Annotated in this window: 25 protein-coding genes and 2 tRNA genes; 18 read left to right on the forward strand and 9 right to left on the reverse strand. The window is 62.7% G+C overall.

All coding sequences use genetic code 11. The features are described 5' to 3' along the window. Positions 1-54: 54 nt before the first annotated feature. Together aroC and G405_RS0111925 are read right to left on the reverse strand one after the other, a co-directional pair. Positions 55-1,143, reverse strand: a complete 1,089-nt coding sequence (aroC, locus tag G405_RS0111920; protein WP_022701759.1) for a chorismate synthase — start codon at positions 1,141-1,143, stop codon at positions 55-57. 61 nt (positions 1,144-1,204) lie between these two features. After that, the gene (locus tag G405_RS0111925; protein ID WP_022701760.1) at positions 1,205-1,798 is read right to left on the reverse strand and encodes a J domain-containing protein; all 594 of its coding nucleotides are present in this window, start codon (positions 1,796-1,798) and stop codon (positions 1,205-1,207) included. A gap of 103 nt (positions 1,799-1,901) precedes the next feature. Here G405_RS0111925 and pdxH point away from each other — a divergent pair, with 103 nt between their 5' ends. Together pdxH and G405_RS0111935 are read left to right on the forward strand one after the other, a co-directional pair. Further along, entirely contained in the window at positions 1,902-2,570 is a 669-nt protein-coding gene (gene pdxH / locus G405_RS0111930; RefSeq protein ID WP_022701761.1) for a pyridoxamine 5'-phosphate oxidase, read from the forward strand. A gap of 63 nt (positions 2,571-2,633) precedes the next feature. Further along, positions 2,634-3,455: a DUF1499 domain-containing protein gene (locus G405_RS0111935; RefSeq protein WP_022701762.1), complete on the forward strand. Its 822-nt coding sequence runs from the start codon at positions 2,634-2,636 to the stop codon at positions 3,453-3,455. 12 nt (positions 3,456-3,467) lie between these two features. Here G405_RS0111935 and G405_RS0111940 read toward each other — a convergent pair whose 3' ends face one another. Next, a complete protein-coding gene (locus G405_RS0111940) occupies positions 3,468-4,367 on the reverse strand; it encodes an MBL fold metallo-hydrolase (protein ID WP_022701763.1) in 900 nt (299 codons plus the stop codon). Beyond that, entirely contained in the window at positions 4,364-5,299 is a 936-nt protein-coding gene (locus G405_RS0111945) for an ATP-grasp domain-containing protein (RefSeq protein ID WP_028284775.1), read from the reverse strand. Before G405_RS0111945 ends, G405_RS0111940 begins: the two co-directional genes overlap by 4 nt. A 122-nt stretch (positions 5,300-5,421) precedes the next feature. Between G405_RS0111945 and G405_RS0111950 the strand changes: the two genes are divergently transcribed. From G405_RS0111950 to G405_RS0111960, 3 genes are all read left to right on the forward strand, one after another. Further along, on the forward strand, positions 5,422-5,634 hold the full coding sequence (locus tag G405_RS0111950; protein ID WP_156861495.1) for a hypothetical protein: 213 nt from the start codon (positions 5,422-5,424) through the stop codon (positions 5,632-5,634). Positions 5,635-5,765: 131 nt separating this feature from the next. Further along, complete coding sequence (locus G405_RS0111955) at positions 5,766-6,698, forward strand: ABC transporter permease (RefSeq protein ID WP_022701766.1); 933 nt, start codon at positions 5,766-5,768, stop codon at positions 6,696-6,698. Next, entirely contained in the window at positions 6,698-7,603 is a 906-nt protein-coding gene (locus tag G405_RS0111960; RefSeq protein WP_022701767.1) for an ABC transporter permease subunit, read from the forward strand. Before G405_RS0111955 ends, G405_RS0111960 begins: the two co-directional genes overlap by 1 nt. Positions 7,604-7,672: 69 nt before the next feature. On the opposite strand, the gene G405_RS16640 is transcribed toward G405_RS0111960, so the two are convergent. Beyond that, positions 7,673-8,293, reverse strand: coding sequence for a hypothetical protein (locus tag G405_RS16640; RefSeq protein ID WP_022701768.1), 621 nt, complete (start codon positions 8,291-8,293; stop codon positions 7,673-7,675). Between the two features lie 197 nt (positions 8,294-8,490). Between G405_RS16640 and G405_RS0111970 the strand changes: the two genes are divergently transcribed. Further along, on the forward strand, positions 8,491-10,110 hold the full coding sequence (locus G405_RS0111970; protein ID WP_022701769.1) for a peptide ABC transporter substrate-binding protein: 1,620 nt from the start codon (positions 8,491-8,493) through the stop codon (positions 10,108-10,110). A gap of 22 nt (positions 10,111-10,132) precedes the next feature. Continuing rightward, positions 10,133-11,530 carry a DUF3667 domain-containing protein gene (locus tag G405_RS0111975; RefSeq protein WP_022701770.1) on the forward strand — a complete coding sequence of 466 codons (1,398 nt, stop codon included), beginning with the start codon at positions 10,133-10,135 and terminating at the stop codon, positions 11,528-11,530. Here the strand turns inward: G405_RS0111975 and G405_RS0111980 are convergent. Both G405_RS0111980 and G405_RS0111985 read right to left on the reverse strand, forming a co-directional pair. After that, positions 11,527-13,320, reverse strand: a complete 1,794-nt coding sequence (locus G405_RS0111980) for a S49 family peptidase (RefSeq protein ID WP_022701771.1) — start codon at positions 13,318-13,320, stop codon at positions 11,527-11,529. The genes G405_RS0111975 and G405_RS0111980 overlap by 4 nt on opposite strands. A gap of 206 nt (positions 13,321-13,526) precedes the next feature. Next, positions 13,527-13,603, reverse strand: a tRNA-Pro gene (locus G405_RS0111985). Between the two features lie 151 nt (positions 13,604-13,754). Here G405_RS0111985 and G405_RS0111995 point away from each other — a divergent pair. From G405_RS0111995 to G405_RS0112035, 9 genes are all read left to right on the forward strand, one after another. Continuing rightward, positions 13,755-13,829 (forward strand) — tRNA-Gln (locus G405_RS0111995). A 572-nt stretch (positions 13,830-14,401) separates the two neighbouring features. Continuing rightward, positions 14,402-15,163, forward strand: a complete 762-nt coding sequence (locus tag G405_RS0112000; RefSeq protein WP_233346033.1) for a DUF3450 domain-containing protein — start codon at positions 14,402-14,404, stop codon at positions 15,161-15,163. Positions 15,164-15,185: 22 nt separating this feature from the next. Next, complete coding sequence (locus tag G405_RS0112005; protein ID WP_022701773.1) at positions 15,186-16,583, forward strand: MotA/TolQ/ExbB proton channel family protein; 1,398 nt, start codon at positions 15,186-15,188, stop codon at positions 16,581-16,583. A 12-nt stretch (positions 16,584-16,595) separates the two neighbouring features. Next, positions 16,596-17,117: a MotA/TolQ/ExbB proton channel family protein gene (locus tag G405_RS0112010; RefSeq protein WP_022701774.1), complete on the forward strand. Its 522-nt coding sequence runs from the start codon at positions 16,596-16,598 to the stop codon at positions 17,115-17,117. Between the two features lie 3 nt (positions 17,118-17,120). Then, on the forward strand, positions 17,121-17,531 hold the full coding sequence (locus tag G405_RS0112015; RefSeq protein ID WP_022701775.1) for an ExbD/TolR family protein: 411 nt from the start codon (positions 17,121-17,123) through the stop codon (positions 17,529-17,531). Positions 17,532-17,555: 24 nt separating this feature from the next. Continuing rightward, entirely contained in the window at positions 17,556-17,960 is a 405-nt protein-coding gene (locus G405_RS0112020) for an ExbD/TolR family protein (RefSeq protein ID WP_022701776.1), read from the forward strand. A gap of 9 nt (positions 17,961-17,969) precedes the next feature. After that, positions 17,970-18,587 carry an energy transducer TonB gene (locus G405_RS0112025; protein WP_022701777.1) on the forward strand — a complete coding sequence of 206 codons (618 nt, stop codon included), beginning with the start codon at positions 17,970-17,972 and terminating at the stop codon, positions 18,585-18,587. A gap of 59 nt (positions 18,588-18,646) precedes the next feature. Then, positions 18,647-20,176 carry a tetratricopeptide repeat protein gene (locus tag G405_RS0112030; RefSeq protein WP_022701778.1) on the forward strand — a complete coding sequence of 510 codons (1,530 nt, stop codon included), beginning with the start codon at positions 18,647-18,649 and terminating at the stop codon, positions 20,174-20,176. A 144-nt stretch (positions 20,177-20,320) separates the two neighbouring features. After that, positions 20,321-20,767, forward strand: coding sequence for a GFA family protein (locus G405_RS0112035; protein WP_022701779.1), 447 nt, complete (start codon positions 20,321-20,323; stop codon positions 20,765-20,767). A 68-nt stretch (positions 20,768-20,835) separates the two neighbouring features. On the opposite strand, the gene G405_RS0112040 is transcribed toward G405_RS0112035, so the two are convergent. After that, a complete protein-coding gene (locus G405_RS0112040; protein ID WP_022701780.1) occupies positions 20,836-23,133 on the reverse strand; it encodes a S9 family peptidase in 2,298 nt (765 codons plus the stop codon). Positions 23,134-23,250: 117 nt separating this feature from the next. Then, entirely contained in the window at positions 23,251-24,507 is a 1,257-nt protein-coding gene (locus G405_RS0112045) for an MFS transporter (RefSeq protein WP_028284778.1), read from the reverse strand. Positions 24,508-24,718: 211 nt separating this feature from the next. Between G405_RS0112045 and G405_RS0112050 the strand changes: the two genes are divergently transcribed. Beyond that, positions 24,719-25,813: a DUF2336 domain-containing protein gene (locus G405_RS0112050; RefSeq protein WP_022701782.1), complete on the forward strand. Its 1,095-nt coding sequence runs from the start codon at positions 24,719-24,721 to the stop codon at positions 25,811-25,813. 75 nt (positions 25,814-25,888) lie between these two features. Then, positions 25,889-26,869, forward strand: coding sequence for a sodium-dependent bicarbonate transport family permease (locus tag G405_RS0112055; protein ID WP_022701783.1), 981 nt, complete (start codon positions 25,889-25,891; stop codon positions 26,867-26,869). Positions 26,870-26,872 lie beyond the last annotated feature (3 nt).

Below are 26,872 nucleotides of genomic sequence, written 5' to 3' on the forward strand. Positions count from 1 at the left end.
CTATTCTGATGAAGGCCCCGGCTCTGCGCTGAGCCTGGCCGGGGTTTCAAGTTTTTACCGATATGCCGCAGCGCGCAGTTTGTGATCGGCGAGCACAAGGGCGGCCATGGCTTCGGCCACCGGCACGCCGCGAATGCCCACGCAGGGATCATGACGGCCCTTGGTGACCACTTCGGTTTCCTGAAGGTCCCTGGTCAGGGTCTGGCGCGGAATGCGGATCGAGGAGGTGGGCTTGATCGCCACGCGCACCAGCACATCCTGCCCGGTGGAAATGCCGCCCAGAACGCCGCCATTATTATTGGACAGAAATTCAGGCTGGCCGTCCGGTCCCAGGCGCATCTGATCCGCCGCGTCCTCGCCGCGCTGGGCGGCGGCCTCAAGGCCGGACCCGATCTCGACGGCTTTTGCCGCGTTGATCGACATCATGGCGCTCGCCATGTCTGCATCAAGCTTGCCATAGACCGGCGCGCCCCAGCCTGCGGGCACGTTCGAGCACACCACTTCAATCAGCGCGCCGACCGAGCTGCCGTCCTTGCGGATCTGATCCATATCGGATTCCCAGAGTTTGGCGGTTTCGGCGTCCGGGCAGAAGAAGTCGTTCTCGCGCACCTGATCCCAGTCCCAGCGTGACCGGTCGATCTTGCGCGCGCCGATCTGGACGAGGGCGGCGCGGATCGTGATCTTATCGCCCAGCACCTTGCGCGCGACCGCGCCGGCTGCGACGCGGGCGGCGGTCTCACGCGCCGAGGAGCGCCCGCCGCCGCGATAATCGCGCACGCCGTATTTGGCGTCATAAGTGAAGTCGGCGTGGCCTGGCCGCCATTTGTCGCGAATGTCTGAATAATCCTTGGAGCGCTGATCGGTGTTCTCGATCATCAGCGAGATCGGCGCGCCGGTGGTGACCTGACCGCCTGTGCGCTCGTCTTCAAAGACGCCGGACAGGATTTTCACTTCATCGGCTTCGCGCCGCTGGGTGACATGACGAGACGTGCCGGGCTTTCTCAATTCCAGCCAGGGCTGGATGTCGCTTTCCGTCAGCGTGATCCCCGCCGGGCAGCCGTCAATGACGCAGCCGAGCGCGGGACCGTGGCTTTCGCCCCAGCTGGTGAAGCGGAACAGGTGACCGAAGGAATTATGGGACATGGAAAGACGCCAAGCAGAAACCGTTACAAGCGCAGCACTCTAGGCGGGCTTGGCGCTGGCGTCACGCGGCGTTGCTGCCGCCGCCGCGCACCCATTTGGCGAACCGGGCGGCGGGTGAGGCTTTGACGAAGCGGTCACAGAACGCTTTCAGCAGATTGGTGTGCGCGTCCGCATCTTCCTGGGCTTCCTCGACTTTGGTGTCGTCGAACTTTTTCTTCATCGCCGCCAGACGCTTGAGTTCGGCCTCGCCCTGCTGGTTGAGGTCGGCGTTGACCATTACATCCTGAACCTTGATGTGAACGCGCCAGAGCGGATCGCCGATGGGCACCACGACCGTGCCGTTCTTCACCGCGACCGGGATGCGGATCATCGCTTCGCGGTCATGGATCTTGATGGTGCGGATGCCGCCCTTGCGCGCTTCTTCCGGCGTGATCGTGATGTCGTGACGGCGCGGCGCAAAGCGGCGCAGGACCTCATAGGCCTTGAGCATGCGCTGGAGCTTGGCGACGGTCTGGGGATCGCCGCCCTCGGCGGTATCGGGGTGAACATCCTTGATCAGAGCGCGAAAGCGGTCACGGACGACGGAGAAATCCTCGTCGCCATCAAGGCCAAAAACCTTGTACGCCTTGACTATCGCTTCATGCGGCTCGCTCATACTGCCCATATTACACGGGTTTTATTGTCGAATCGTTGACCTGACCGCCAAGCTGACTAGGTGAGAGGTCTCAAAGCCCGTCGGGGCCGTCAGGAGACGTCTTATGAGCGACAAGTCCGTCATTCCGCCCAGCCCCAGCCAGCAAGACTATGAACAGGCCGAGGCCAATGCGCCCGAAGACATCTTCGCGCGAGAGGATCCGTTCGCTCTGTTCGAGCACTGGCTTGAAGACGCGAAGAAGAAAGAACCCAACGACCCCAACGCCGTCGCGCTGGCCACGGCGGATGCGGATGGCGCGCCGGATGTGCGCATGGTGCTCTTGAAAGGGTTCGATGCGCGCGGCTTCGTCTTTTATACCAACACCGACAGCATCAAGGGCTTGCAGCTTGGGGCCAACCCGAACGCGGCGATGTGTTTTCACTGGAAAAGCCTGCGTCGGCAGGTGCGCGTGCGCGGGCCGATCAGCCAGGTCAGCGATGAAGAGGCGGACGCGTATTTCAATTCCCGCGCTCGCGACAGCCGCATCGGCGCCTGGGCGTCCAAACAATCGCACAAGCTGGAAAGCCGCTTCGCGCTGGAGAAGGCTGTGGCCAAATACGCGGCCAAGTTCAATATCGGCGACATTCCGCGGCCTGAAAACTGGACGGGCTATCGGCTGGATCCGCGACGGATCGAGTTCTGGCGCGATCGGGCCTTCCGACTGCACGACCGGATGGTGTTCGAACGGCCACAGGCGAGCGAAAGCTGGTCGGTGAGCCGACTCTATCCTTAAAACTGCAACGCACCCGGCCTACACTGGACGGACGTTTTTTCTCAGGGCGATTGGGGCTTGGTCATGATTTCGGCATTCCGCACACTTCGGCATATTGTGATCGGCCTTACGGCGGCGCTGGCCATACTCACGCCGCTCTGGTTCGCAGCGGCGGGGCTCGGGACCCGGTTCGGCTTCTGGGATTACTCGTTCGGTCTGATCCAGATGACATTTGGCTGGGGGCCGAAGCTGTTATTCGCCGCGCTGGGCGCGGGCGTCATCAGCCTGATCCTGCTGATCGCCTATCGCATCGCCTTCGGTAAAGCCAATGCGCCGGGCGCAGGCGGCTGGATCGCAGCGGTGCTGGCGATCGCCGTAGGCGCGGGCGGTCTGGGCTATGCGGCGTCGGTGCGCGAGATGGCGAGCCAGATCCCCCCCATCCACGACATCAGTACGGACACTGAAAACCCGCCGCAATTCTCCGCCGCCCTGATCGATCGGCGTGGGCCGGACGCCAATTCGGTGGATTACGAGTCCAAGATTGATCCGCGCTCCGAACGTCCGCTGCCGGAGGTTCAGGCCGAGGCCTATCCCGACATCCAGCCGATCATCGTCGGCGTCGAGCCGGAACTGGCCTATCAGGCGGCGCTCAACACCGCCCGGGATCTGGGCTGGAAAATCGGAACGGAGTCTGAAACCGCGGGCATGTTCGAAGCGACCGACACCAGTTTCTGGTATGGCTTCAAGGATGATGTGGTGGTCCGCGTGACCGCGCTGGACGAGGGCGGGTCGCGCATTGACGCACGCTCGGTCAGCCGGGTGGGCGTGTCTGATCTGGGCGCCAACGCGGCGCGCCTCAGCCGTTTTGAAGAGCGCTTGCGCGCCTCGCTGGGCGAGGGCGCCTAAGCGTCAGCCTTCTCAGGCGAGGGTGTAGCGGGTGTCGAGCCCGGGCGCGCCCTCGCACACGGCCTTGCCCTGCTCCACCAGATGGATCATGTGCGCCAGAACGGAATGGGCGGCGGCCGGGTGCAGGCGCTTGTCCACGTCCGCGTACATCACCGCGACCATGTCCTTGATGGTTTCCCGACCGTTCTGAAGCTGGGCCAGCACTTGCGCCTCGCGGTTTTCGCGATGGGCGATATAGGCCTCCAGGAACGGGTCGGGTTCTGTAATCTGGGGGCCGTGGGTGGGCCAGATCGTGGCGAATTTCATCGCATGAACGCGTTTGAGCTGCGCCAGGTAATCGCTCATGGACCCGTCCGGCGGGCTGACGACCGATGTGGACCAGCCCATCACATGATCGCCTGAGAACATGGCGTTCTCCTGCCGGAGCGCATAGCACACATGGTTGGAGGTGTGGCCGGGCGTGTGAAGCGCGGTCAGCGTCCAGTCCGGTCCCTCAAACACCGCGCCGTCCTCAATCTGGACATCGGGCTGGAAGCCCAGATCATCGCCCGCTTCCATGCGAACCTCGCCGCCTTCAGGCTCGGTCACCCGCGGCATGCGGCCATAGACCTTACAGTCATGCTTCTGCGCCAGCGTGTGGGCGAGGGGGGAGTGGTCCAGATGATGATGGGTGACCAGGACATGGCTGACCCGTTCGCCCTCGAGCGCGGCGTCCAGCGCGGCTTCGTGTTCAGGCAGGGCGGGGCCGGGGTCCAGCACCGCCACTTCGCCTGTCCCGATGATGAACACGCCGGTGCCCGTGAAGGTGAAACTGCCCGGATTGGGCGCGATCACCCGGCGGATGCGCGGGCTCATCTGATCACAGCGCCCGTATTCGAAGTCGAACTCGCGGACGAAGGGGATGGCGCTCATGACGAAGTCTCCACAGGGGTCAGGCGGACGTCCACATAGGCGCGCAAGGCGTGCGCCAGTTTGCGGGTCGCGGTCATTTGGTCTTTCAGGGGCAGCGCGATCGGCGGCCCCATATCGGTCTTGTTCACATCAACGATCCAGATTTCGCCCGTCCGCCGGTCGCGCAGCACGTCCAGCCCGCCCCAGTCGAGCGCCATGGCGCGGCAGAAGTTGCGGATCAGCGCGCGCTCCTCGGCGCTGAACACCGTGTCGGGGTCCAGCAAGCGCACTTCTGTGTTGTGGTTGGCGAACCGGTCGCCGAGCGGGCGGCGTTTCAGGAACACCACGCTGATTTCGCCATTCACCGTGGGACAACGCAAATCCTCGACACAGCCATCATCGGCGCAGTTATCAATCAGGCGCTGATAGGCGATCCCGGCGTCAGGCTGGACCGGGCCGGTCAGAATCCGGCCGTCATGGGCGCCGTTCAACTCGGACTTGGCGACCATCTCAGCCGTCCAGGTTTGCGGGTCGACCGCCAGAGCCCGGCCGCTGACCTGCTCAAAGACACGCGCGACTTCTGATTTGGAGGTGTCGGCACAGACGGCGTTGAGGTGAAGACCGGCGTGCTGGCGGGGCGGAGCCACCGTCGTCACGTCCTCGAAGCTGAAGCACAGATCCGCGTCTTCGGGGCGGCTGGCGATCCGAAGACCCGCCAGCTGGACCACCGGCCAGATCAGATACCAGGGGCGCGGACGGTCGGGCGTGAACCAGATGCGCGGCCCGTCAGATCGGATGCGCCGCCGTTCCAATTCGATACGCGCGTGATAGCCCATCCAGGTCAGGGTTTCGCTTATGATGTCGAAATCAATGGGAATGCGCGCGCCGGTCTTGCGGACCTGCACCACATTGCCCTCCAGCTGGAAATCGCGCCACCACGCGGTCGTCGTCATTGTTTCGCCCATCCTTGATACGGTGACACGATACCCGCCCCCTGCTGATGCGCAATTCACGCTCGATCACAGCGGCGCGCTTTTTGCGTCACACATTCGTGTACGCCAGCAAGGGGAGCGTCATGACTCGACTGAACGCGGCCAGCGTCTTTGTCAGCCGACGTGTCAGATTACTGCTGATGGCGGCGGTGCTGATCGGGTGTCTGAAAGCGGGCCTGAGTGGCGCGCCGACACAGCCGCAGACTGTCATGCAGCGCTCAGCTCCGGTTCATGCGGGTGTAGATATCACTCCAGAGATGCACGCTGAACGCGCTCAAAGTCCGGACAAAGACTGACCGATTTTGAAACAGCGCACCTAGAACTTGTTGAATTCACGTCCAATTTGGGGCTCACTGCGGGTCGTCCTTGATCCTGTACTGTGTAGCCCTCACAAAGCGGACCTCATCCAGATGTCAAAAAGCGTCCCATGATCGGTTATATCGCCCGCCGCATACTCGTCGCGATCCCCACACTGCTGGTGATCATCACGCTGGCGTTTTTCATGATGCGCTTCGCCCCTGGCGGGCCGTTTGATCTGGAACGTCCCATGCCTGAACAGACCCGCCAGAACCTGCTGGCGAGCTATGGCATGGACCAGCCGGTGCCCAAGCAGTATCTCGACTATCTGGTCGACCTGGCGCAATTCGATCTCGGCCCGTCGCTGAAATTCCGCGACAAGACCGTCTCCCAGATCATCGCCGAAGGCTTTCCGGTCTCCGCCACTGTGGGCCTGTTGTCCATGGGGCTTGCGGTGTTCATCGGGACCATATTGGGATCGATCGCCGCGCTCAGGCAAAATACAGCGGTGGATTACGGAGTGGTCGGGTTCGCCACAGTGGGGATCGTCATCCCGCCCTTTGTGGTGGGGCCGATTCTGGCGCTGGTGATCGGGATCTATCTGGGTTGGCTGCCCTCAGGGGGGCTTGATCCGCGACACGGCATGACCGTGGAGCGCATGATCCTGCCGGTGATCACTCTGGCGCTGCCGCAGATCGCCATCATCTCGCGCCTGATGCGGGCGAGCATGATCGAGGTGATCCGCTCCAACTTCATCCGCACCGCGCGCGCCAAGGGGCTGAGCCCGTTCGCCGTGATCAGCCGGCACGCCCTGCGCGCCGCGATCCTGCCGCTGGTCAGCTATCTCGGCCCGGCCACCGCCGCTCTGCTGACCGGCTCCATCGTCATCGAGCAGGTCTTTTCCCTGCCGGGCGTCGGGCGGCAATTCGTGTTCGCGGCGCTCCAGCGCGACTATACCGTCGTGATGGGCGTGGTGATCCTGTACGCCGGCCTGATCATCGCGCTCAATCTGATCGCGGATCTGCTGTACGCCGTGCTCAATCCAAAAGTGAAGTTCGACTGATGGTTCTGACCTCCACGCCGCAAGAAAAAGCCGAGCTCATGGAGCAGAGCGCCGTCAAGGGTCGCTCGCTCTGGGATGATGCGCGCACGCGCCTGTTGCGCAACAAGGCCGCCGTGGCCAGCCTGATCGTGCTGGGACTTCTGGTCTTCCTGGCCCTGATCGGCCCGCTCCTGTGGGTGCACGACAGCACTTTCATCTATCGCGACAAGGTGCAGATCGCGCCGACTTTCACCGACCTGCACATTTTCGGCACGGACGCCCAGGGCCGCGACCTGTTCGCACGGGTTCTGGTGGGCTTGCGCATGTCCTTGATGGTGGGCGTGGTGGCGACCTTCGTCTCCCTGATCATCGGGGTAACCTGGGGCGCTGTGGCCGGTTTTCTGGGCGGGCGGATCGACCAGCTGATGATGCGGGTCGTGGACGTTCTCTACTCGCTGCCCTTCATCTTCTTCGTCATTATCCTGATGGTGGTGTTCGGCCGGAACATCATCTTGATCTTCGTCGCCATCGGGGCGGTGGAATGGCTGACCATGGCGCGCATCGTGCGCGGGCAGACCATCTCGCTGAAGAACATGGAATTCGTTGAGGCCGCCCATGCCGCCGGCGTGTCGCAACTCTCGATCATCCGCCGCCATATCGTGCCCAATGTGCTGGGGCCGGTGGTGGTCTATGTGACGCTGACCATTCCGGTGGTGATCCTGGCGGAAAGCTTCCTGAGCTTCCTGGGGCTCGGGGTGCAGGAACCGCTGACCTCGCTGGGCAATCTCATCTCCAACGGCGCGCGCGACATGGAGATCGCGCCCTGGACGCTGATCTTCCCGGCGCTGACCATGATGCTGACCCTGTTCTGCTTCAACTTTATCGGCGACGGTCTGCGCGACGCCATCGACCCCAAGGACCGCTAGAGGCCCTGACGGCGGACACAAAAAAGCGGCGCTGACCCAGCGCCGCTTTTTCTTTGCCGATGGGTCGCTTTATTCCACGCGTTCGGCGCGGAAACGCCGCCTTTGGCTATTGCTCAGGCTCATGAAGTGGGCGCCCAGTACGCCGCTTTCGATATCCGCCGTCAGCCCGTCGCGCACGGCGCGGCTCGAGATGCGGGGCAGACGGGTGGAATCGGTCTGAGCCCAGATCTGTCCATTGGCCAGGGTGATACGCAGCTTGCCGCCCCGCATGGACACTTCCGACACCGGAACGCCCACAAGGCTGTCGAGCGATCCGCTGGCGTTATAGGTCGCGGTGGAGCCGTCCTCGAGCGTTTCAACTTCGGCCACTGCGGTCGCCGCCTCTTCAGAATCACGACGGCGCAACAGCCCGCCCAGACGTCCGACGCTCGGCAGGTTCAGCCCGAAACTCTCGCGCTCCACTTCGCGCAAGGCGCGACGCTCGACCACCACGATGCGGCCTGTCTCGGTCGCTTGCGCAAAAGTGTTCAGATGCTCGTCCTGACAGGCCAGACGGGCCGCGTCATCGCTCAAGGCGCGGCAGGCCAGCAAACGATTGAGCGTGTCTGACTCGCTTTGCGCCTCCTGCGCCAGGGCGGGCGCGCTCGCCGCCAACACCGCTATTGCAGCCGCAAGGGATCTCAGTTGCATGTCATATGTCCGATTTTTACTTGAATTCTCACCCATTTCCCTAGGAAATTAAGGCCACGTCAACCATAACGCTTTCATCACCCGGTGAATAATCCGGGTAAGGCGGTAGGCTCACCATCATTTATGAGAGATGATGATGTGAGACGCCAGAAATAGCTCGTAGAAGCGATAACCGATCACTGGGGAGCCTGATCATAATGACCATCACTCGACGACTAAGCCTTCTTCTCGCCGCCAGCGCATCGGCGCTGGCGCTGACAGCGTGCGGGGGCGGCGGCGACAGCGCCGATAGCGACAGTGTGGTTCTGCATCGCGGGAACGGGGCTGAACCGCTGACCCTGGATCCGCACAAGGCGTCGGGCACTTGGGAAAACAACATTATCGGCGACATGTTCATCGGTCTGTTCACCGAGAACGCTGAGGCCGAACCGATCCCGGGCATGGCGACCGATTGGAGCGTCACGGATGATGGTCTGAGCTGGACCTTCACCTTGCGCGATGCGGTGTGGAGTGATGGCGAGCCGGTGACGGCTGAAGATTTCGAATTCGCTTTCCGCCGCATCATGGATCCGGCGACGCTGGCGAATTACGCCTCGCTGCTCTATCCGATCCGCAATGCGCGCCAGGTCAACGCCGGCGAGTTGCCGCCTGAAGAGCTGGGCGTCACGGCGATCGACGAGCGGACCTTGCGCATCGATCTGGAATTCCCGGCGCCGTATCTGCCCGGCCTTCTGACCCATTACACCACCTTCCCCGTGCCTCAGCATGTGGTGGAGCAATATGGCGACGCCTGGGTCCAGCCGCAGAACATCGTCACCAACGGCCCTTACACGCTGGTGAACTGGCGGGCGAACGACTTTGTCCTGACCGAACGCAATGAGCTGTTCTGGGACAATGAGAATGTCTGCGTGGACGAAGTGTTCTACTATCCCACCGTGGACAATCCCGCCGCCGAGCGCCGGGTGCGCAATGGCGAGCTGGATCTGAATGTCGACTTCGCCGGTCAGAACCTCGACTTCCTGCGCCGTGAAATTCCCGACTATGTGCGGGTGCACCCGTATCTCGGCATCGTCTATTTCGCCTTCAACACCACCGAAGCGCCATTTGACGATCCGCGCGTGCGCAACGCCCTGTCCATGGCGGTGGACCGTGAATTCATCGCCACCGATATCCTGCGCGCCGGCCAGATCCCGGCCTACAGCTTCGTGCCGCCGGGCGTGAACGCCTATCCCAGCGATGCGCGCGTCACCTGGGAGGATGTCCCGGTGGAAGAGCGTCGTGAGATGGCGCGTGAAATGCTGATCGAGGCCGGCTATGGCCCTGACAACCCGCTGCGGTTTGAATATTCCCACCGCACCACGGGCGATAACCCGCGCGTGGCGCCGGTGGTGCAGCAGGACTGGTCGCTGATCGCAGACTGGGTGCAGCCTGAAATTGTCGGCATCGAAACCCAGATCCATTACGCCAATTTGCGCGCGGGCGATTTCTCGCTCGGCGATGGCGGCTGGATCGGCGATTACAATGACGCCTACAACTTCCTGTTCCTGGGCGAATCTGACTCTGTGCCCATGAACTATTCGCGCTGGTCCAATCCGGAATATGACGCGCTGGTTGAACAGGCGAACCGGACGCTGGATGCGGAAGAACGCGGCGACCTGCTGTCGGACGCCGAGCAGATTCTGCTCGATGACAGCCCTTACATGCCGCTGGTCTATTACGTGAACAAGGCGCTGGTGAATCCGGCGGTGACCGGTTGGGAAGACAACCTGACCCACATTCACCGCACGCGTTATCTGTGCCTGGCCGAGACCGACTGATCATGAGCTGACGGGGGCGAGGGTGAGCGATAATTTTGATCCCGCGGCGCAAGCCGTCACAGATCACGCCATTGCGATGGGCGTGGCGGCGGGCCGGGGATCAACACGTCGCAAGCCCTCGCGCCCGGCCGTTCTGCGGGCGGATACGCCTGAAGGCGTCTGCGCCAATTGCGAGACCAAGCTCGAAGGCCCGGTCTGCCATATGTGCGGGCAGGTGGATGATGAATACCATCGTCCCGTCCATGGCCTGTTTTCAGAAGTCATCGAAGGGTTGTTCGCGCTGGACGGGCGGGTGGCCCGCACCCTTCCGGCCCTCTTGCTGTTTCCGGGACGCGTCACGCGCGCCTTCCTGAAGGGCAAGCGGATGCGGTATATGCCGCCTTTCCGCCTCTACATCATCGCGTCGCTGTTGTTCTTCTTGCTGGTTCCGCTTAGCGGCAATCTCGGCGGCATGGCCAACGACATGCAGGACGGCTGGGGCAATTACCAACCCGATGGCATCGACCTGTCCGCGGCTCGTCTGGAGATCGAGGAGCAGGTCGCTTCCGGGACCATGACCGAAGAGGACGCCGAGTACGCTCTGCAGGCTCTGGAACGCATTGGCTTCACCACCGGGCGTGAGTCCGAGTCGCAAAACACGCTGGTCACAGATACCGATTCCGGTGCGGTCTTTCACCTGACGCCTCTGGGCCCGAAAAGGCTTCAAGGATCAGAGGCGGCGATCAATCCTGACAAGGTCGCCGCAGCAGACTTCAGCTTGCCGGTCGCCGAGGCGCCTGAGACGGGCGTCGCGGACAAGCTGGAAGCGCCCGTTGCCGAGACAAGCGTCGCCAATCCATTTCTAACCGGAGTTATAGCGACGCCGGATGGCGAGACCTCGGACTTTGGTCCCTTACAGGGGAATGTCTCGGGGAATAATATTCGTCAGTTCTTTGCGCCTGAGGATTTCGGCGAGCCTGCGCCGCAAACGATCTGGCCGTTGCAGATGCGTCGCTATCTGGGGGAGCGGTTCGCTCATGTGGCGGACGATCCGGGCGATTGGCTGGAATCGGCGGCGGACTGGGTCCCGCGGGTCATGTTCGCCATGGTGCCGGTCTACGCCTTGCTGCTGGGCCTGGTCTATGTGTGGCGGCGCGGCTTTTATCTCTATGACCATATGATCGTCTCGCTGCATTTTCACGCGGCGTTGTTTCTGTCCATGGCGATCCTGAGCAAGGCGAGCCTGCTGATCGGCGCGGGTTGGGCGACCCTGGCGATGATCGTCTATTCCAACGTCTATCTCTACAAGCTGCATCGCAAGGTCTACGAGCGCGGCCGGTTCCAGTCCGTCGTGCGCACGCTGACCCTGAGCGTGCTTTACGGCTTCGTGCTGATGCTGGGCCTGTTCGCCGTCTTCCTGCTCGGCGCGGTTATCGGCTAGCGCGGCTGTTCGGCAGGCGCCGTCAGATCTGCCCCTTCAGCGCGTAACCGCGCCTGCTGGCGCAACAGCGCCTGAGCTTCGGGCGTTTCCAGCAGCTGGTTCAGCACTTGCGCGCTGTGCACGGTGTCCAGGCTGACGCCGAACAGCGCCTGCAAAGCCTCAAGCCCTTCAGGACGCGCCGGGAAGCGCTGCAGCCGGATGCGCTGGCTGTCGCTCAGCCCCGCCATTGCGCGCGCCGAGGCGAGGGCGGCGTCAAACCCGCCCAGTTCGTCTACCAGGCCCAGCTCCAGCGCCTGCGCCCCCGTCCAGACCCGGCCACGCGCGATTTGCTGGATGCGCGCCAGCGGCAGATCGCGGCCTTCAGCGACCTTGAGGGTGAAATCCTCATACACGTCTTCGGCCAGGCGGGCGAAATCGGCGGCCTGCGTCTCGGTCCAGGGCTGCGCGGCTGACTGAGCCAGCGCATACTCGCCCCCCACATGAAGCGGATCAAGATTGAGCCCCAAACGGCCCAGAGCCTCATCGGCCACAAGCTTGCCGCCATACATCCCGATCGAACCGGTCAGGGTGGTGGCCTGGGCGATGATCCGGTCCGCGGGGGCGGCGATGTAATACCCGCCCGATGCTGCAGTCGCCCCCATCGAGGCGATGACGGGCTTGCCCGCCTGGCGCGCGCGCATCACCGCATCCCAGATCTGGTCGGAGGCGATGGCGGACCCGCCAGGCGAGTCGATGCGCAGGATGATGGCGCGAACGGCGCTGTCGCTGGCGGCGGCGTCGATGGCGTCCGCCAGCGTATCGCCGCCGACAAGCGGGCCGCTGCCCAGTCCCGCCTCGGATGCGCCTGTGACGATGCCGCCCTGCGCTTCAACCAGGGCGATCACGGGGGCTTGTGAGGGAGGCGGGCTCACGGGCCCTTTATGATACAGGGCGATGTCCACGATCCGCGCATTCGGGCCGGCGCGGTCCAGCACGCTCTGACGGGCGGCGGCCACATGGCCCAGTCGGTCGACCAGGCCCAGATCGAGCGCCTGCTCGGCAGAATAGGGGCCCGCCTCCACAAGCGCGCGCAACCGCTCCGGCTCGATGTCACGGGACCGGGCGAGGGCGGCGAGCGCCGTGTCATGGATCGAGCCCAGCCAGCTTAATGTGGCCTCGCGATGGGCGTCGGTATAGCCGGTCCGGGTGAAGGTGTCGGCGGCGTTCTTGAATTCATGAAACTGGACAAATTGCGGCTGCACGCCGAACTGTTCGAACATTCCGCCCAGAAACAGGGTTTCAACGCTCAGGCCCACGGCCGTGAAGCTGGCGCTGTCCTGCATCCAGATCTCGTCCGCGCCGCCCACCGCGAAATACGGCAGCACAGAGCCGCCCTCGAACCCTTGCGCATGGGCGATGACGGGTTTGCCGGCGTCAGAGATGCGAGCCAGAAGGGTGTGAATCTGTTCCGCCTGTGCGGCGGGCAGGCTGAGGGTGTTGGCGCGCACGAAGACGGCGGCCACGCGCGAATCCGTGCGGGCGCGCTCCAGCGCCTGCGACAATTCTACGATGGACAGCGGTTCGGCGAAGGCGAAGGGCGAGGCGGAGGGCTGGTCCAGGCGCGGTGTTCTGAGATCCAGCTCCAGCACCATGGCGTTGCCTGTCAGAGGCGGCGCGTCTGAGCGCGCCGCGGTCTCCAGAGCCGCGCCGATCAGTCCGCCGATCAGGAAGATCACGAACACGATGCAGAGAATCGCACCAGCGATCACGCCGGCGATGGACCCGAAAAATGTCAGCCAGAATTGTTTCATACGCTTCGCGCGACGTCGCCGCGCACCCCCTTGAACCCTAACAATGTCTTAAGGGGCGCGGCGTGGCGGGTCGATATCTGGTTGTCTGGCGGCTGGCGGTTCGCGCATGAGTGTGGCGCGGAAGCGACTCGGATGGCGTTCCGACCAACAAAAACGCGCCTTCCGGAAGGAGGGCGCGCATGTCCTGTAAACAGGGCGGGAATAACTGGTCGGAGTAGCAGGATTTGAACCTGCGACCCCTGCCTCCCGAAGACAGTGCTCTACCAGGCTGAGCTATACTCCGAACCGAGGGCGGGCTTATAGACCGAAGGCGTTGAAAAAGGCAATGACATCTTCACAGCTGGAATGCAGCTGACGAAAGTGCAGCACAGGGCGTTGCATCCTGCGTCGGGCCGGGCTAATTACCGCGGCCCGTGACCAAGTGGTCACCCGGTTGGGGCGTCGCCAAGTGGTAAGGCAGCGGTTTTTGGTACCGCCATTCCCAGGTTCGAATCCTGGCGCCCCAGCCATACTTTTCAGATCAGATATGTAAGTATAACACGCTGTTTCAGCGTGAAACGGCGTGGCCTTGGCGCCACGTGCGCTCTGTTAACGTCTCTATCTCGATCAATTGCAGTTAATCGCAAAAGCTTTTCAGTCGCGTCATCGCGTCTGGAGCGCGAGGCGGAGCTGACGCTAAATCACCCTTGATTCACAGGGTATTTCTGACGATGCGGTAATGTCTGGCGTCGTCGTAAAACGATGATGCTTCGTCTTTAGAAAGCTCAACACCATCGGCCCGAGGCGGGCGCGGTCGTGTTTGAGCGGTTGATCGGCGAACTCAGCCGGTGCTAGCGTTCATCCAAACTATAGAGACGGCGGACCACGCCGCGTAACAAGCGGAGGGCGACATCGCTGATGTCGGTCTCGTTTACTTATTATTGGCCCTTGGCGATCAAGGGTCATCGCGCGGTGCGCCGCGGTATTTGTGTTTTTGGGGGGCCGATACCGTCGCGGAGACGATCGGTGCACCGATAAAGCGAGGGAAACGGAGCGCGCAGTCATTGTGATCGCGCCGGCTACTGTGAGGCAAAATATGTCCATGACGTTCAAAGGAATCCGCACGACGCTTGCGGCGAGCGCCGCCGCGCTCGTCGTTGCGGGCGCTGCGCATGCGCAGCTCGACCGGGCGCTTGAAGTGGCGCGTCAGTCCACTCAGGAAGGCGCTCGCGCTCAAGATCAGATCAACGATCTGGCGGACGCCGCCGACAACGCGGAACGCGAATACCTGGCGGTTCGCGAACAGATCGAATCCCAGCGCGTCTTCATCGCGCAACAGAACGTGTTCCTGCGCTCGCAGGAAAACGAGCTGACCGGTCTGCAAAGCCAACTCGAGCGTGTGGGCAACATCGAACGCGATCTCGCGCCGATGATGCTGGAAATGTTCAACGCGCTGGAAGACTTCATCGCGGCCGACATGCCGTTCCGCATCGATCAGCGCACCCAGCGTCTGGACAATATTCGTGAAGTTCTGGGCGAGGCGGCTGTCTCCCCGGCTGAGAAATATCGTCTGCTGCTGAACGCCTTCGAGATTGAATCTTCCTACGGTCGTTCGCTGAACGCCTATTCGGAAGAAGTTCTGGTCGACGGCGTTCCCCAGGAAGCCAACATCCTGCAGATCGGCCGCGTGGCTCTGATCCGTCAGATTGGCGGCGATCTGGCCATCATGACGCACGACAACCAGACCTGGCGTCCGGTTCCGTCGTCCATGTCGTCCAACGTTCAGCGCGCCTTCCGGATCGCGAACGAAGTGACCACCCCGGAAGTGTTCGAGGCCCCGCTGCCGGGCCCGACCGCGGGTTAATGTGAGACGGGAGAGCAAAACAATGAAACGCATTCTTACCTCGATTGCGGCCGTCTCGCTGATCGCCGGTGCGGCGTCGGCTCCGGCCTTCGCACAAGCCGACCGCGAACCGGTCTCATCCATTTCCCAGCTGCTTGAGCGCGTCCGTCAGGACAGCCGCGACGCCGCTGCGGAAAATCAGCGTCGTCTGCAGGAGTTCCGCTCCGAGCGTGACCGTCAGTCCGCGCTGCTGAGCCAGGCCCGCAACGAACTGGCTTCCCTGGAAGCCCAGTCCGAGCGTCTGCAGGCTCAGTTTGACGCCAATGACCAGCAAATCGCCGAGCTCGACGCCGAGCTTCGCGAAGCGCAAGGCGCCTTCGGCGAGCTGTTCGGCGCCGCGCGTCAGACGGCTGGCGAATTCGGTTCGATCATCGAATCCTCCATGGTGTCCGCCCAGTATCCGGGCCGCGCTCAGCCTCTGCAGGAACTGGCCCAGAGCCGCACCCTGCCGGAGCGTTACGAGCTGGACGCCATCTGGCAGACCATGATCAACGAAATGGAAGGCCAGGCTGAAGTCACGACCTTCAACGCTCGCGTGCTGGGTCTGAACGAAGGCAACCCGGTCCCCGTGACCCGCGTCGGTCCGTTCATCGCCATGGCGAATGACGGCGGCCCGCTCTTCGTGCAGTGGACCTCTGACGAGAACAACGCGGCAGCCGGCTATCGTCTGGCGAACCTGGAGCGTCAGCCCCCGGCCCGTCTGCTGAGCGCTGCCTCCAACCTGATCAACGCCGAGCCGGGCGAAATCGTCTCCGGTCCGGTCGATCCGTCCCGTGGCGGTCTGCTGCGCATCTATCGTGACGTGCCGAGCCTGTCCGAGCGCTTTGAACAAGGCGGCATCGTTGCGAAAATCATCGCAGCTCTGCTGATCTTCTCGGCGGCCTTTGGTCTGTTCCGTCTGGTGAGCCTGCTGCTGGTGAACTCGGCGATCAACGCTCAGAAGCGTCGTTCGACCGCATCCAGCTCCAACCCGCTGGGCCGCGTGATGCTGGCCTATGAGGAAGTGAAAAACCGTCCGACCGAAACCATCGAACTGAAGATCGACGAAGCCATTCTTCGCGAAACTCCGAAGTTCGAGTTTGGTCTGAACTTCCTGAAGCTGGCGGCTGGCGTCGCTCCGCTGCTCGGCCTGCTGGGCACTGTGACCGGCATGATCCGGACCTTCACCCAAATCACGCTCTTCGGCACCGGCGACCCGACCATCATGGCAGGCGGTATTTCCGAAGCCCTGGTGACGACGGTGTCCGGTCTGATCGCGGCGATCCCGCTCTTGTTCATCCACTCGTTCGCTGCAAGCTTCGCGCGCGGCGCCCAGAGTGCTCTGGAAGAACAAGCGGCAGGCATCATCGCCCGTCACGCCGAAGAGAAATCCGCAGGTTAAGGAAACAGACCTATGGATATCTCAGGCGCCCTCACAGGTCTCCAGGAATTCCTGGAACGCGGTGGTCCGATCCTGACCTGGATCATGGCCCTGACCTTCGTGATGTGGGCGTTCATCCTGGAACGCATGGCGTATTTCGGTTTCGCGCACAAAGGTGCGGCGGACCGGGCGCGGCAGGAGTGGGGCGCACGTAGCGACCACCACACCTGGAACGCTCACGCCATCCGGGATCAGCTCATTAGCGAAGTGAAGGCCAAGGCCGACCAGAATGTGGAACTGATCAAGACGCTTGTCGCGGTCGCTCCTCTCTTTGGTCTGCTGGGCACAGTGACCGGGATGATCTCGGTGTTCGACGTCATGTCGATCTCCGGTTCGTCCGATGCTCGCGCCATGTCGGCGGGGGTGGCTCGCGCCACCATCCCGACCATGGCGGGCATGGTCGCTTCCTTGTCCGGACTGCTTTTCTCCAACCAGATCGAGCGCATGGCCAAACAGAAGGTCCATGAACTCGCAGACGAGCTGGAGGTGGACTAGGCCATGCGTAGAAAAGTCAAACGCGGAAGCGATAACGCTGACGTCGATATGACGCCGATGCTGGATATCGTCTTCATCCTGCTCATCTTCTTCATCGTCACGGCGACCTTCCTGCAGGAGCAGGGGATTGATATGCGTCCCCCGCCCCCGTCGGATAATCAGGACACCGAGCCGAACCCGGTTATTCTGGTCCAGGTGAACGACCGCAATCAGGTCTTCGTCAACCAGGATCCCACCAGTGAACTTCGTGTGCTGGCGGCAGTGTCGCGCATTCGGGCCGAACAGCCTGATTCCGCGGTGCTGATCGAAGTGGCCGACGAAGCCCGGCACGGCACGATCGTCCTGATCTGGGATGAGATGAAGGCGAACAGCATTCCCGTTTCAATCACTCGCGCCGAAGGCGGCGAGGGATAACGGACCGGGAGAGGAGACAAGCCAATGGCTCGCCGACAAAGCCGCGTGCTGCAAGATGACGAAGAAGTCCAGCTGGACATGACGCCGATGCTCGACGTCGTGTTCATCCTGCTCATCTTCTTCATTGTGACAGCCGTGTTCGTTAAGGAGCCGGGCGTCGAGATCCTGCGACCTGAAACCCAAATTCAGGACCGTGAGAAACCGACCCTGCTCGTGGCCGTGACGGCCAATGACGAAATCTATGTGGACGGAAATGTTTACGAGCTCGCGCAGCTTCGTAACGCGTTCGAACAGCTCCGGGAGGAGAACCCCCGCGCCGAAGCCATGATCCAGGGTGATAGTGGTGCGCCGGCGGGGACGGTTCTCGATGTCCAGGAATTGCTGATGGACATGGACATTCCCGTCAAAATCTCAACCGAGGAAGGATAGGGGGACGCGATGGCTAGTATAATCCGTCTTCTCGTCGGCGTACCCATCGCCGCCGTGATCACCTTCCTGCTGTTCATGCTGATGCAGCGCCTGATCCTGACTGACGAAGTCGAGCTGGAACCGGCGCGGGATGAACTGGCGATCTCTATTTCCGAGGAAGTGGAAGATCTTTCAGTCCGTCAGCGTGAAGTCACCATGGATGACGTGAACGAGGTCGAACCTCCGCCCCCGCCGCCCCAGATCGAGCGGCAAGTGGCTGAGGCTCCGGCTGAGGACATGAACACCATCGCTGGTGAGATTCCTGAGTTTGACGCGCCGGATCTGGGCAGCGGGGATGTCAGCTTTGACGTTTCCGACCGTGACGCCCAGCCGATGGTGCGCATCCCGCCGCAATATCCGCCCCGGGCGGCTGAGCGCGGCGTGGAAGGCAGCTGCCTGATGCAGTTTGACGTGACGCCGGATGGGACGCCGACGAACATTGTGGCGCTGGATTGCACCAGCTCCCTGTTTGAACGCTCCAGCATCCGGGCCGTGGAACGCTGGCGGTATGAACCCAGGATCGAAAACGGCAACGCGGTCTGGCGTCGGGGCGTGCAAACGTCTCTCGACTACCAGCTGGCTGACTAGGCAGTGCGGCGCTTCTCGCTCATGCGTGAGCGGGCAGCGCCCACACCGGGAGAGTGACAATGACTCTGAATGAGACTTTCAACCCCGCCAGCTTGGTCCGGACACTGGGCGTCGTCGCCATTTCCGGCCTCCTGGCCATCGCGATTGCAGCGCCGTCAGAAGCGCAGCGCCGTCGTGATAACGAGGACCAACAGGCTGAAGGCCGTGTTCTGAGCTCTGCGGTCGGTGAGCAAGTGCTCGCCTCGCAAGAGTGTCAGGACGTGGACGATAACGCCTGTGTGCTGCGGATCATGAACGAGCTTGCGGCTCGAGATAACCTCACGCCGTATGAGCGGTTTGTGGTGTTGCAGCTGCGCGCTCGCGCGTACTTCACCGAGGATCGCCTCGATCTCGCCATCCGCGACTTCGGCGCGGCGCTGGCGACCGGCGCGACCACCACGGATGAAGAGATTGCGATCCGCACGGCCCTGGGTCAGCTCTATCTGGTTCAGGAAAATGTGGACGAGGCGATCCGTCAGTTCGAGCTGGCCATCTCGGCTGGCGCCGAGTTGACGCCGAACTTCTCCAAGACCGTGGCGCAAGCGTATCTGCAGGCGGACCGGATTTCCGATGGCGTTCGCTATGCGGAAATCTATTACAACAATACGCCCCAAAAGAACGAGCAGGACTTCAACCTGATGTTCTATTTCTATCAGCAACTTGATCGCACCAGTGATCAATTGCGGGTGGTTCGGGAGTATCTGTCCGCGTTTCCGGGCGCACGTCAGGCCTGGCAGAATTTGATTGCGCTCTATGCGCAAGAAGATGACGCCAACAGTGCGTTTGAAGCTAACAAGCTGATGTATCTGAACGGTCTTTTCCAGGAAGAAAACGAGCTGATCCGTCTGGTTCAGTATTACAGCTTCTTTGAAAACCCGTTCCGCGGCGCGTCCATTCTGGAGCGCGAGATGAATGCGGGCCGCGTGGAAGTGACCCAGCGCAATCTCGAGCTTCTGGCCAATATGTGGCGTCAGGCGTCCGAGTTCGAACGGGCGATCCCGGTGCTCGAACGTTTGTCTCAGCTGCAAGGCGATGGTGAAACCGCCCTGCGTCTGGCCGAAGCGAACTTCCAGCTCAATGACTTTGGCGCTGCGGAAGCGGCCCTGGTCACGGCTCTGGATCGCGGCGGCCTCAGCGATACCGGCAAAGCCTGGGAATTGCTGGGCACGGCGCGCTTCCGTCAGGGCGAACGTCAGGGTGCGATCCAGGCGTTCCGTGAAGGGGCGCGCTATCCTTCGAGCCGTACGGCCTCCAATGGCTGGATTCGCTGGATCACCGCTCAGATTGATGGCGAAGAGCGTCGCCGGGTGCAACAGGAGCAGATCGTCATCGACGAATGCCGCCTGACCCTGGACGCAGAGCGCCGTCAGATCGTTCTGACCGGTTCTGTGGATGATGAAGGCCGCGTGCGGTTTGAATCCATCCCGGAGCGCTGTGAGCCGTACTACAATGTCTATGGTGAGCAGATCCGTGAAGCAGGCCTGACCGACGCCGAAGCGGCGGCGGCTCAAGCCGAGCGCGAAGCCGAAGCGGCGACCGCTGAAGGCTAAGCTCATACGACAGACTGATTGAAAGCCCCGGCGCTCTGCGCCGGGGCTTTTTCTTTAGGGCCCTAGAGTATTCTTGCTAGGGTTCGAGCCTCGCCTTGGATTAAGCGCAATGAGAAACCGGCTTTCAGGCGCTCGGCGGCCTGCATGCGCTTCTCCTGGACGGGGCGTCAGAACATGGAGGCGTGCATGAAGGGCGGATGCAATTGCGGGGCGGTGCGCTTTGAAGTGACAGGGCCTGTCATGGGTGTGATCCAGTGTCACTGCTCACTGTGTCGCCGATATACAGGAACGGCGAATATCTCGGTGGTGCTGGCGAAACGAGAGGATTTTCACTGGCTCGCTGGCGAGGATCAATTGACCTATTGGCGTCATCCAGATGCAGACTGGGAAAGCACGTTTTGCAAGTTCTGCGGCTCACCCGCTCCTGGTGACAATGACGCGGACCGGGTCTTTATTCCTGCAGGCGTTCTAACCGACGGCGCGGACTCGTTGAAGGTCGTCCACCATATCTTTGTAGGCTCGAAAGCGAGCTGGGACGAGATCGGTGATGACGGTGCTCAGCATGACACGCGGATCGGTGTGAAGTCCTGATCAAGCACAAAAAAACGGCGCGGGGAAAGCTCCCGCGCCGTTTTCAGTTCTCTCAGTGAGGCGGAAGCCTACTCAGGGCTGTCAGAGGCCTCAGAGGCGGCCTCTGCGGCTTCCTGATCGGCCAGGCCCACCGTCATCAGGGCGAAGGCGTATTCCTCGGCGCGTTCACGCAGGGAATCAAACCGGCCAGACGCGCCGCCATGACCCGCGCCCATATTGGTGCGCATCAGGGTCAGGCCGTCATCGGTGCGGCGGGTGCGCAGACGCGCCGCCCATTTCGCGGGCTCCCAATAGGTCACACGCGGGTCGGTGAGGCCCGCTGTGGCCAGAACATGCGGGTAATCCTGCGCGCTCACCTGATCATAGGGGCTGTAGGACAGGATGTAGTCATACGCCGCCGGGTCGGTGATCGGGTTGCCCCATTCCGGCCATTCCGGCGGGGTCAGCGGCAGGCTTTCATCGGACATCGTGGTCAGCACATCCACGAACGGCACCGCGCCGATGGCGCCGGCGAACAGCTCGGGCGCCTGGTTGATGGCGGCGCCGACCAGCAGGCCGCCGGCTGAGCCGCCCATGGCGACCATCTGACCTTCAGAGGTGTAGCCTGCTTCGACCAGGGCGCGGCCCGAGTCGACGAAGTCATTGAACGTGTTGGTTTTCTGGTCGAGCTTGCCGTCCAGATACCATTGATAGCCCTTGGACATGCCGCCACGGATATGGGCGATGGCGTAGACCATGCCACGATCCACCAGGCTGAGGCGCGAGGTGGAGAAGCTGGCGGGAATGGTGATGCCGTAAGACCCATAGCCGTACAGCAGCAGCGGCGCGGACCCGTCGATCGGGGTGTCGCGATGATACAGGATCGTCACCGGCACGCTGGCGCCGTCGCGGGCCGTGGCGTGGATGCGGCGCACCACAAAGTCTTCCGCATTGTGACCCGAGGGGACTTCCTGACGCTTGATCAGGGTGCGCTCACGCGCGCTCATGTCGTAGTCATAGGTCTCTTCCGGGGTGGACGGGCTTTCATAGGAGAAACGCATCTGGTCGGTGGCGTATTCATAGCCGCCATCCATGCCCAGGGCGTAGGCTTCCTCATCAAACGCGATCTCGTGCTCTTCGCCGGACCGCAAGTCGCGCACGATGATGCGGGGCAGGGCGTCTGAACGCTCGGACCGGACCAGCCAGTTCTCAAAACCCATCAACCCGTTCACCAGCACGCCGGGGCGGTGCTCGATCAGCGACGTCCAGTTCTCGCGGCGCGGATCATCCAGCGGCGCTTCCATGATCTGGAAGTCCACAGCGCCGCCCTGATTGGTGCGCACGAACAGACGGCCGCCCGCTTCGGTCAGCGAATATTCCACGCCCGGCTCACGTTCTGACACCAGGATCGGCTCGGCGGCCGGATCATTGGCGTCAAACACCCGCGCTTCAGAGGTGGTGTGGTCGCCGGCGCCCAGAACGATCCAGCTGTCGCCATCGGTCTTGCTGACGCTCAGGAAATAGCCCGGATCGGTTTCTTCGTAGATCAGCTCGGCTTCAGCGGAGTCGAACGCCTGACGATAGACCCGGCGCGGCCGGTTGTTGTCGTCGCGCCAGACCCAGTACAGGGTGCGGCTGTCATTGCCCCAGACCATGGAGCCATAGCCCTCATCGGTGACGGTGGCGATGTCCTCGCCCGTCTCGAGGTCGCGAATCTTGATCTGGTAGAATTCCGAACCGGCGGTATCCACCGCATAAGCCAGATAGCGGTGATCGGGCGAGTGCTGGACAGAGCCCAGATCGAAATACTCGATTCCGTCCGCTTCGGCGTCGCCATCCAGGATGATCACTTCCTCGCCAGCCATCTCGCCGTTCTCGCCGGTCGCACGCCGGGCGAAGACCGGATACTGGCCGCCTTCGCGATAGCGCAGATAATAATACCAGTCGCCATCGCGGGAGGCGGGAGATTCATCGTCTTCCTTGATGCGGCCGCGCATCTCGCCGTACAGGCGCTCTTCCAGGCCGGTGAGCGGCGCCATCACCTCGTTGTAATAGGCGTTTTCCGCTTCCAGGTGCGCGCGGATGTCCGCGTCCAGCACGCTGGGATCGCGCATCACTTCCTGCCAGTTGTCATCGCGCAGCCAGGTGAATTCGTCGGTGCGGGTGCGGCCCAGCTGCTCGATCTCGACCGGGCGCTGCTCGGGCGTCGGCGCTGAAATCTCGAGCGCGCGCGCGATCAGGTCCTGAGCGGGGGCGGAGGTGTCATTCATACTGTTTTCCGTCGTCGTGGCGGCGCTGTCCGCAGCGGGCTGGCTGCAGGCTGAAAGCGCAATAAGCGCCGCCCCGGCCAGCAAGGCGGCTTTCGATCCGTAATGAGATAAGGTCATGATGGTCCTGCACCAGACGCGTGCTGCGCCTGACTCCCCAATTGAGATGATGGGGCAGTGTTTCTCGCACCTGCAGCGCTGTCCAGCGTTTCCAACGGTAATGGACGAAAAGAAACGTCAGCGCACCCGGCGCAGCGACAGGATCGGCGTGGTCAGCGCGATCACGATCAGCACCAGCAGCAGCCCCGCCATGGGGATCAGGGACGACAGACGCGGTCCGATCTCGTGCACCACATAGCCCATCACGAAGGCGCCCAGCGGCATGCCGCCGAACATGCCCAGCTGATAGACGCTCATCACCCGCGCAATCATGCGCGGCGGGGCGTTCTCCTGCACCACGGCGCGCGACAGTGAAATGCCGACGCCGCCCCCCAGGCCCCAGCTGAACACCAGGATGAAGAGCGCGTAGAGCGGCAGGGGCAGGGCCAGCAGCCCCATCGAGACCACCGTCACCAATTGCGCCAGCATCAGGATGCGTCCGGGCCGTTCAATCTCGCCCACTTGAGACAACAGAACATTGGCGATGAAGGCGCCGATCCAGAAAGAGACGAGCAGGAGCGCGAGCAGGCCGTAGCCGCCGTCATACACATCACGCACCAGCACCGGAATGATGACGAAGAAGCCGCCGCCCACCACCAGCAGGCCCAGCGCCAGCATGATCAGCGTCATCGGCGCCAAGATGGGCGAACGGACCACTTCCAGAACGCCGGTGCGCAAGCTGGTCCACAGGCTTTCGCCGCCTGTATTCTGCCGCGGCAGGCGCGGCATGAGCAGGGCGGCGCCCGCGCCGATCGCCAGCCCCCCGGCCTGAACAGCGAACAGCGGCGCAGGACCCAGGCGGCCCGCCAGCACGCCGGCGCCCATGCCGAAGATCTGGGCGGCGAACTGCACAAGAGAGGCCAGGATCACCGCTTTTTGCAAGGTGAAATCGCGGCGTCCCAGTCGTTGGGCGACACGGGTCACCGCATTCACCGCGCTGTCGCGGGCGGGCATGACGAAAGCGCCCGCCACGCCCACCAGCAGGGCGTAAAGGATCATCACCCAATAGCTGAGCAGGTTCTGGAACAGCAAAAGCGACATCAATCCGGCGCACAGGCAAGCCAGAAGGTGAAACCCGCCCATCACCCAGCGCCGGTCAAGACGCTCGGCCACCACGCCCGCCATGGGCAGCAAGAACAGCATGGGCGCCGTCAGCGCCGCCTGCGCGAGCCCCAGCCGGTCCGGGCTTTCATTCAGCGTATAGTTGATCACGCCGGGAAACAGCGTCGTCTGAAGACCGAAACTGAAAAACCAGCCTGCGACAGCGATCATGTAGACGGTGAAAGGTGGAAAGCGCTGGAAGCGGCGGAATTTACGAAGACTTTTCAACGCCACGGGCATACCTGTCGGTTGGGCGGGGATGGCCCCGGCAAATGCAATCAGGCCCACGGGCGGATCAAGGCAAAGATGTGTGACACATACTTGATAAGGTCTTAAGCACCTTGCGCGACTTCAGCCCCTGGCGCAAGGCGTCGCATATCTCGACGCTTCCTTAACGCCCTCGGGCTCATCTTGGGGTGAGACTGAGCAGGATGTGATTTCGACCATGGCGGAAGATCTGAGCCCCGCACCGCCCCGACCCGCCACGCCGCGGGCGCGGGACCTCTTGACCCGGCGTTTGGCGGACATTGTCTGCCTGCCCTCCAGCCAGATCGCGCCGCAGGAGCGGTGGATGGTCGCAGACGTGCTGGATGAATTGCTGCGGGCGGCGGATGTGGGGTTGCGGGCGAAAGTGTCCAAGCGCTTGGCCCAGCAAAATGAAGCGCCCCGCGCTCTGGTGCGCCGGCTCGCCCATGACGACTTTGAAGTGGCTGAGCCGTTGTTGCGACGCTCCCAGGCGCTGTCCGATTTTGACATGATGGACATCGCCCAGGGGGCGAGCGCATTGCACAGGCTGGAGTTGGCGCGTCGTGAGAGCGTGTCAGAGACCGTGGCCGCCGCGTTGGCTGCAGGCGGCGACATGGACGTGATCACCACGCTGTTGCGCAATGACGGCGCCCGGCTCGCGAGTCAGACCGTGGAAGTGATCGTGCGGGTGGCGGCGGAACACGACGTCATCGCGCGCTTGTTGATACGGCGTCCTGAATTGCGGCCCGCCCAGGCGCTGGCGCTGTTCTGGTCCGTCTCTCATGATCTGCGCCGCATGATCCTCGACCGGTTCGCCGCATCGCGTCAGATCCTTCAGGATGCAGCCGAGGACGTGTTTCCTTTGGCGGCGCGTGAAGCCGAACCGGATACTGCCGTTCAGGAGGCGCTGGCTTATATCGACCGCCGCCAGCGCGACCGAAAAGCGGCCGAAGTGACGCCTTATGGATCGCTTGAGGGATTGATCGAACGCGCCTCGCAAATCGGGTTCACCGAGGAGTTGCGCGCCGAGGCGGCGGTGCTCGCCAATATTCAGCGCGATCTGCTCAATCGCATGATTGATGATTTCGGCGGCGAACCGCTGGCGATTCTGGCCAAGGCGACCGGGCTGTCGCGCCAGCATCTGACCGGGCTGATCGAGGGCTCGGGGCGCACCGACGCCTTCAACCGCGTGCAACAGGCGATTTTGGTCTTTGACACGATGAGCGTGGACAAGGCGCAAACCGTTTTGCGCTATTGGAACTGGGTCATCGCTCGCAGCGCCCGCGGGGATTAGGCGCCGGGCTGCGGCGCCGCCAAATGCCGCGATAAGCCTTGAACCCGCGCAAGAGTGCGTCTAGCTGTCGCAGCCATGTTGGATGTTCTTTCCCTCGCACTCGCGAACCTGACTTCGCCGGCCGTGTTGTTTTTCGCTCTGGGCGTGCTCGCCGGAGTGCTGCGGTCTGATCTGAACATTCCCCAGGCCGTGGCCAAGGGGCTGGCGCTCTATCTGATGATGGCGATCGGCTTCAAGGGCGGGGTGGAAGTCTCCAAGGCGGGGCTGACGACCGAATTGTTGCTGGCGGCGGGATCGGGCGTTTTGCTCAGCTTCGCCATGCCGCTGATCGCGTATGGTTTGCTGCGCGCCTTCACCCAGCTTGACCGCACGACCGCTGCGGCCAGCGCGGCGCACTATGGGTCGATCTCGGTGGTGACCTTCGTGGCGGGATCTGAATTCCTGCAGCTCTCAGGCCTGGTTTATTCCGGCCATATGGTCGCCGTTCTGGCGCTGATGGAGACCCCGGCGATCCTGACCGGTCTGCTGCTGGCGGGCGCGTCGAGCAAGGGGCCGGACCCCAGCGCGCGCGGCGAGCTGATCCGCGAAGTGGCGCTGAACGGCTCGGTCGTGCTGCTCATGGGCGCCTTCTTCATCGGCTGGATCTCGGGCGAGCCGGGCATGGTGCGGCTCGAGCCGTTCGTGGTGGATTTGTTCCAGGGCATTTTGTGTCTCTTCCTGCTCGATATGGGGATCGTGGCCGCGCGACGTCTGTCCGGCGCACGCAAGCTGGGCGTTCCCGGCGCGCTGTTCGGTATCGTCATGCCGCCCATCGGCGCAGCGGCGGCCCTGGGACTGGCGCTGTTGACCGGCATGGGCGCCGGGGATGCGGCGGCGCTGATGATCCTGGGCGGTTCGGCCAGCTATATCGCCGTGCCTGCGGCCATGCGCATCGCGCTGCCGGAGGCGGACCCGTCGGTCTATCTGACCTTGTCTCTGGCCATCACCTTCCCGTTCAACCTGGCGATCGGCATTCCGCTCTACACGGCGGTCGCCCAAGCCCTCATCGGAGGCTGACCC

Source organism: Oceanicaulis alexandrii DSM 11625, assembly GCF_000420265.1.
GTDB classification, from domain to species: Bacteria; Pseudomonadota; Alphaproteobacteria; order Caulobacterales; family Maricaulaceae; genus Oceanicaulis; species Oceanicaulis alexandrii.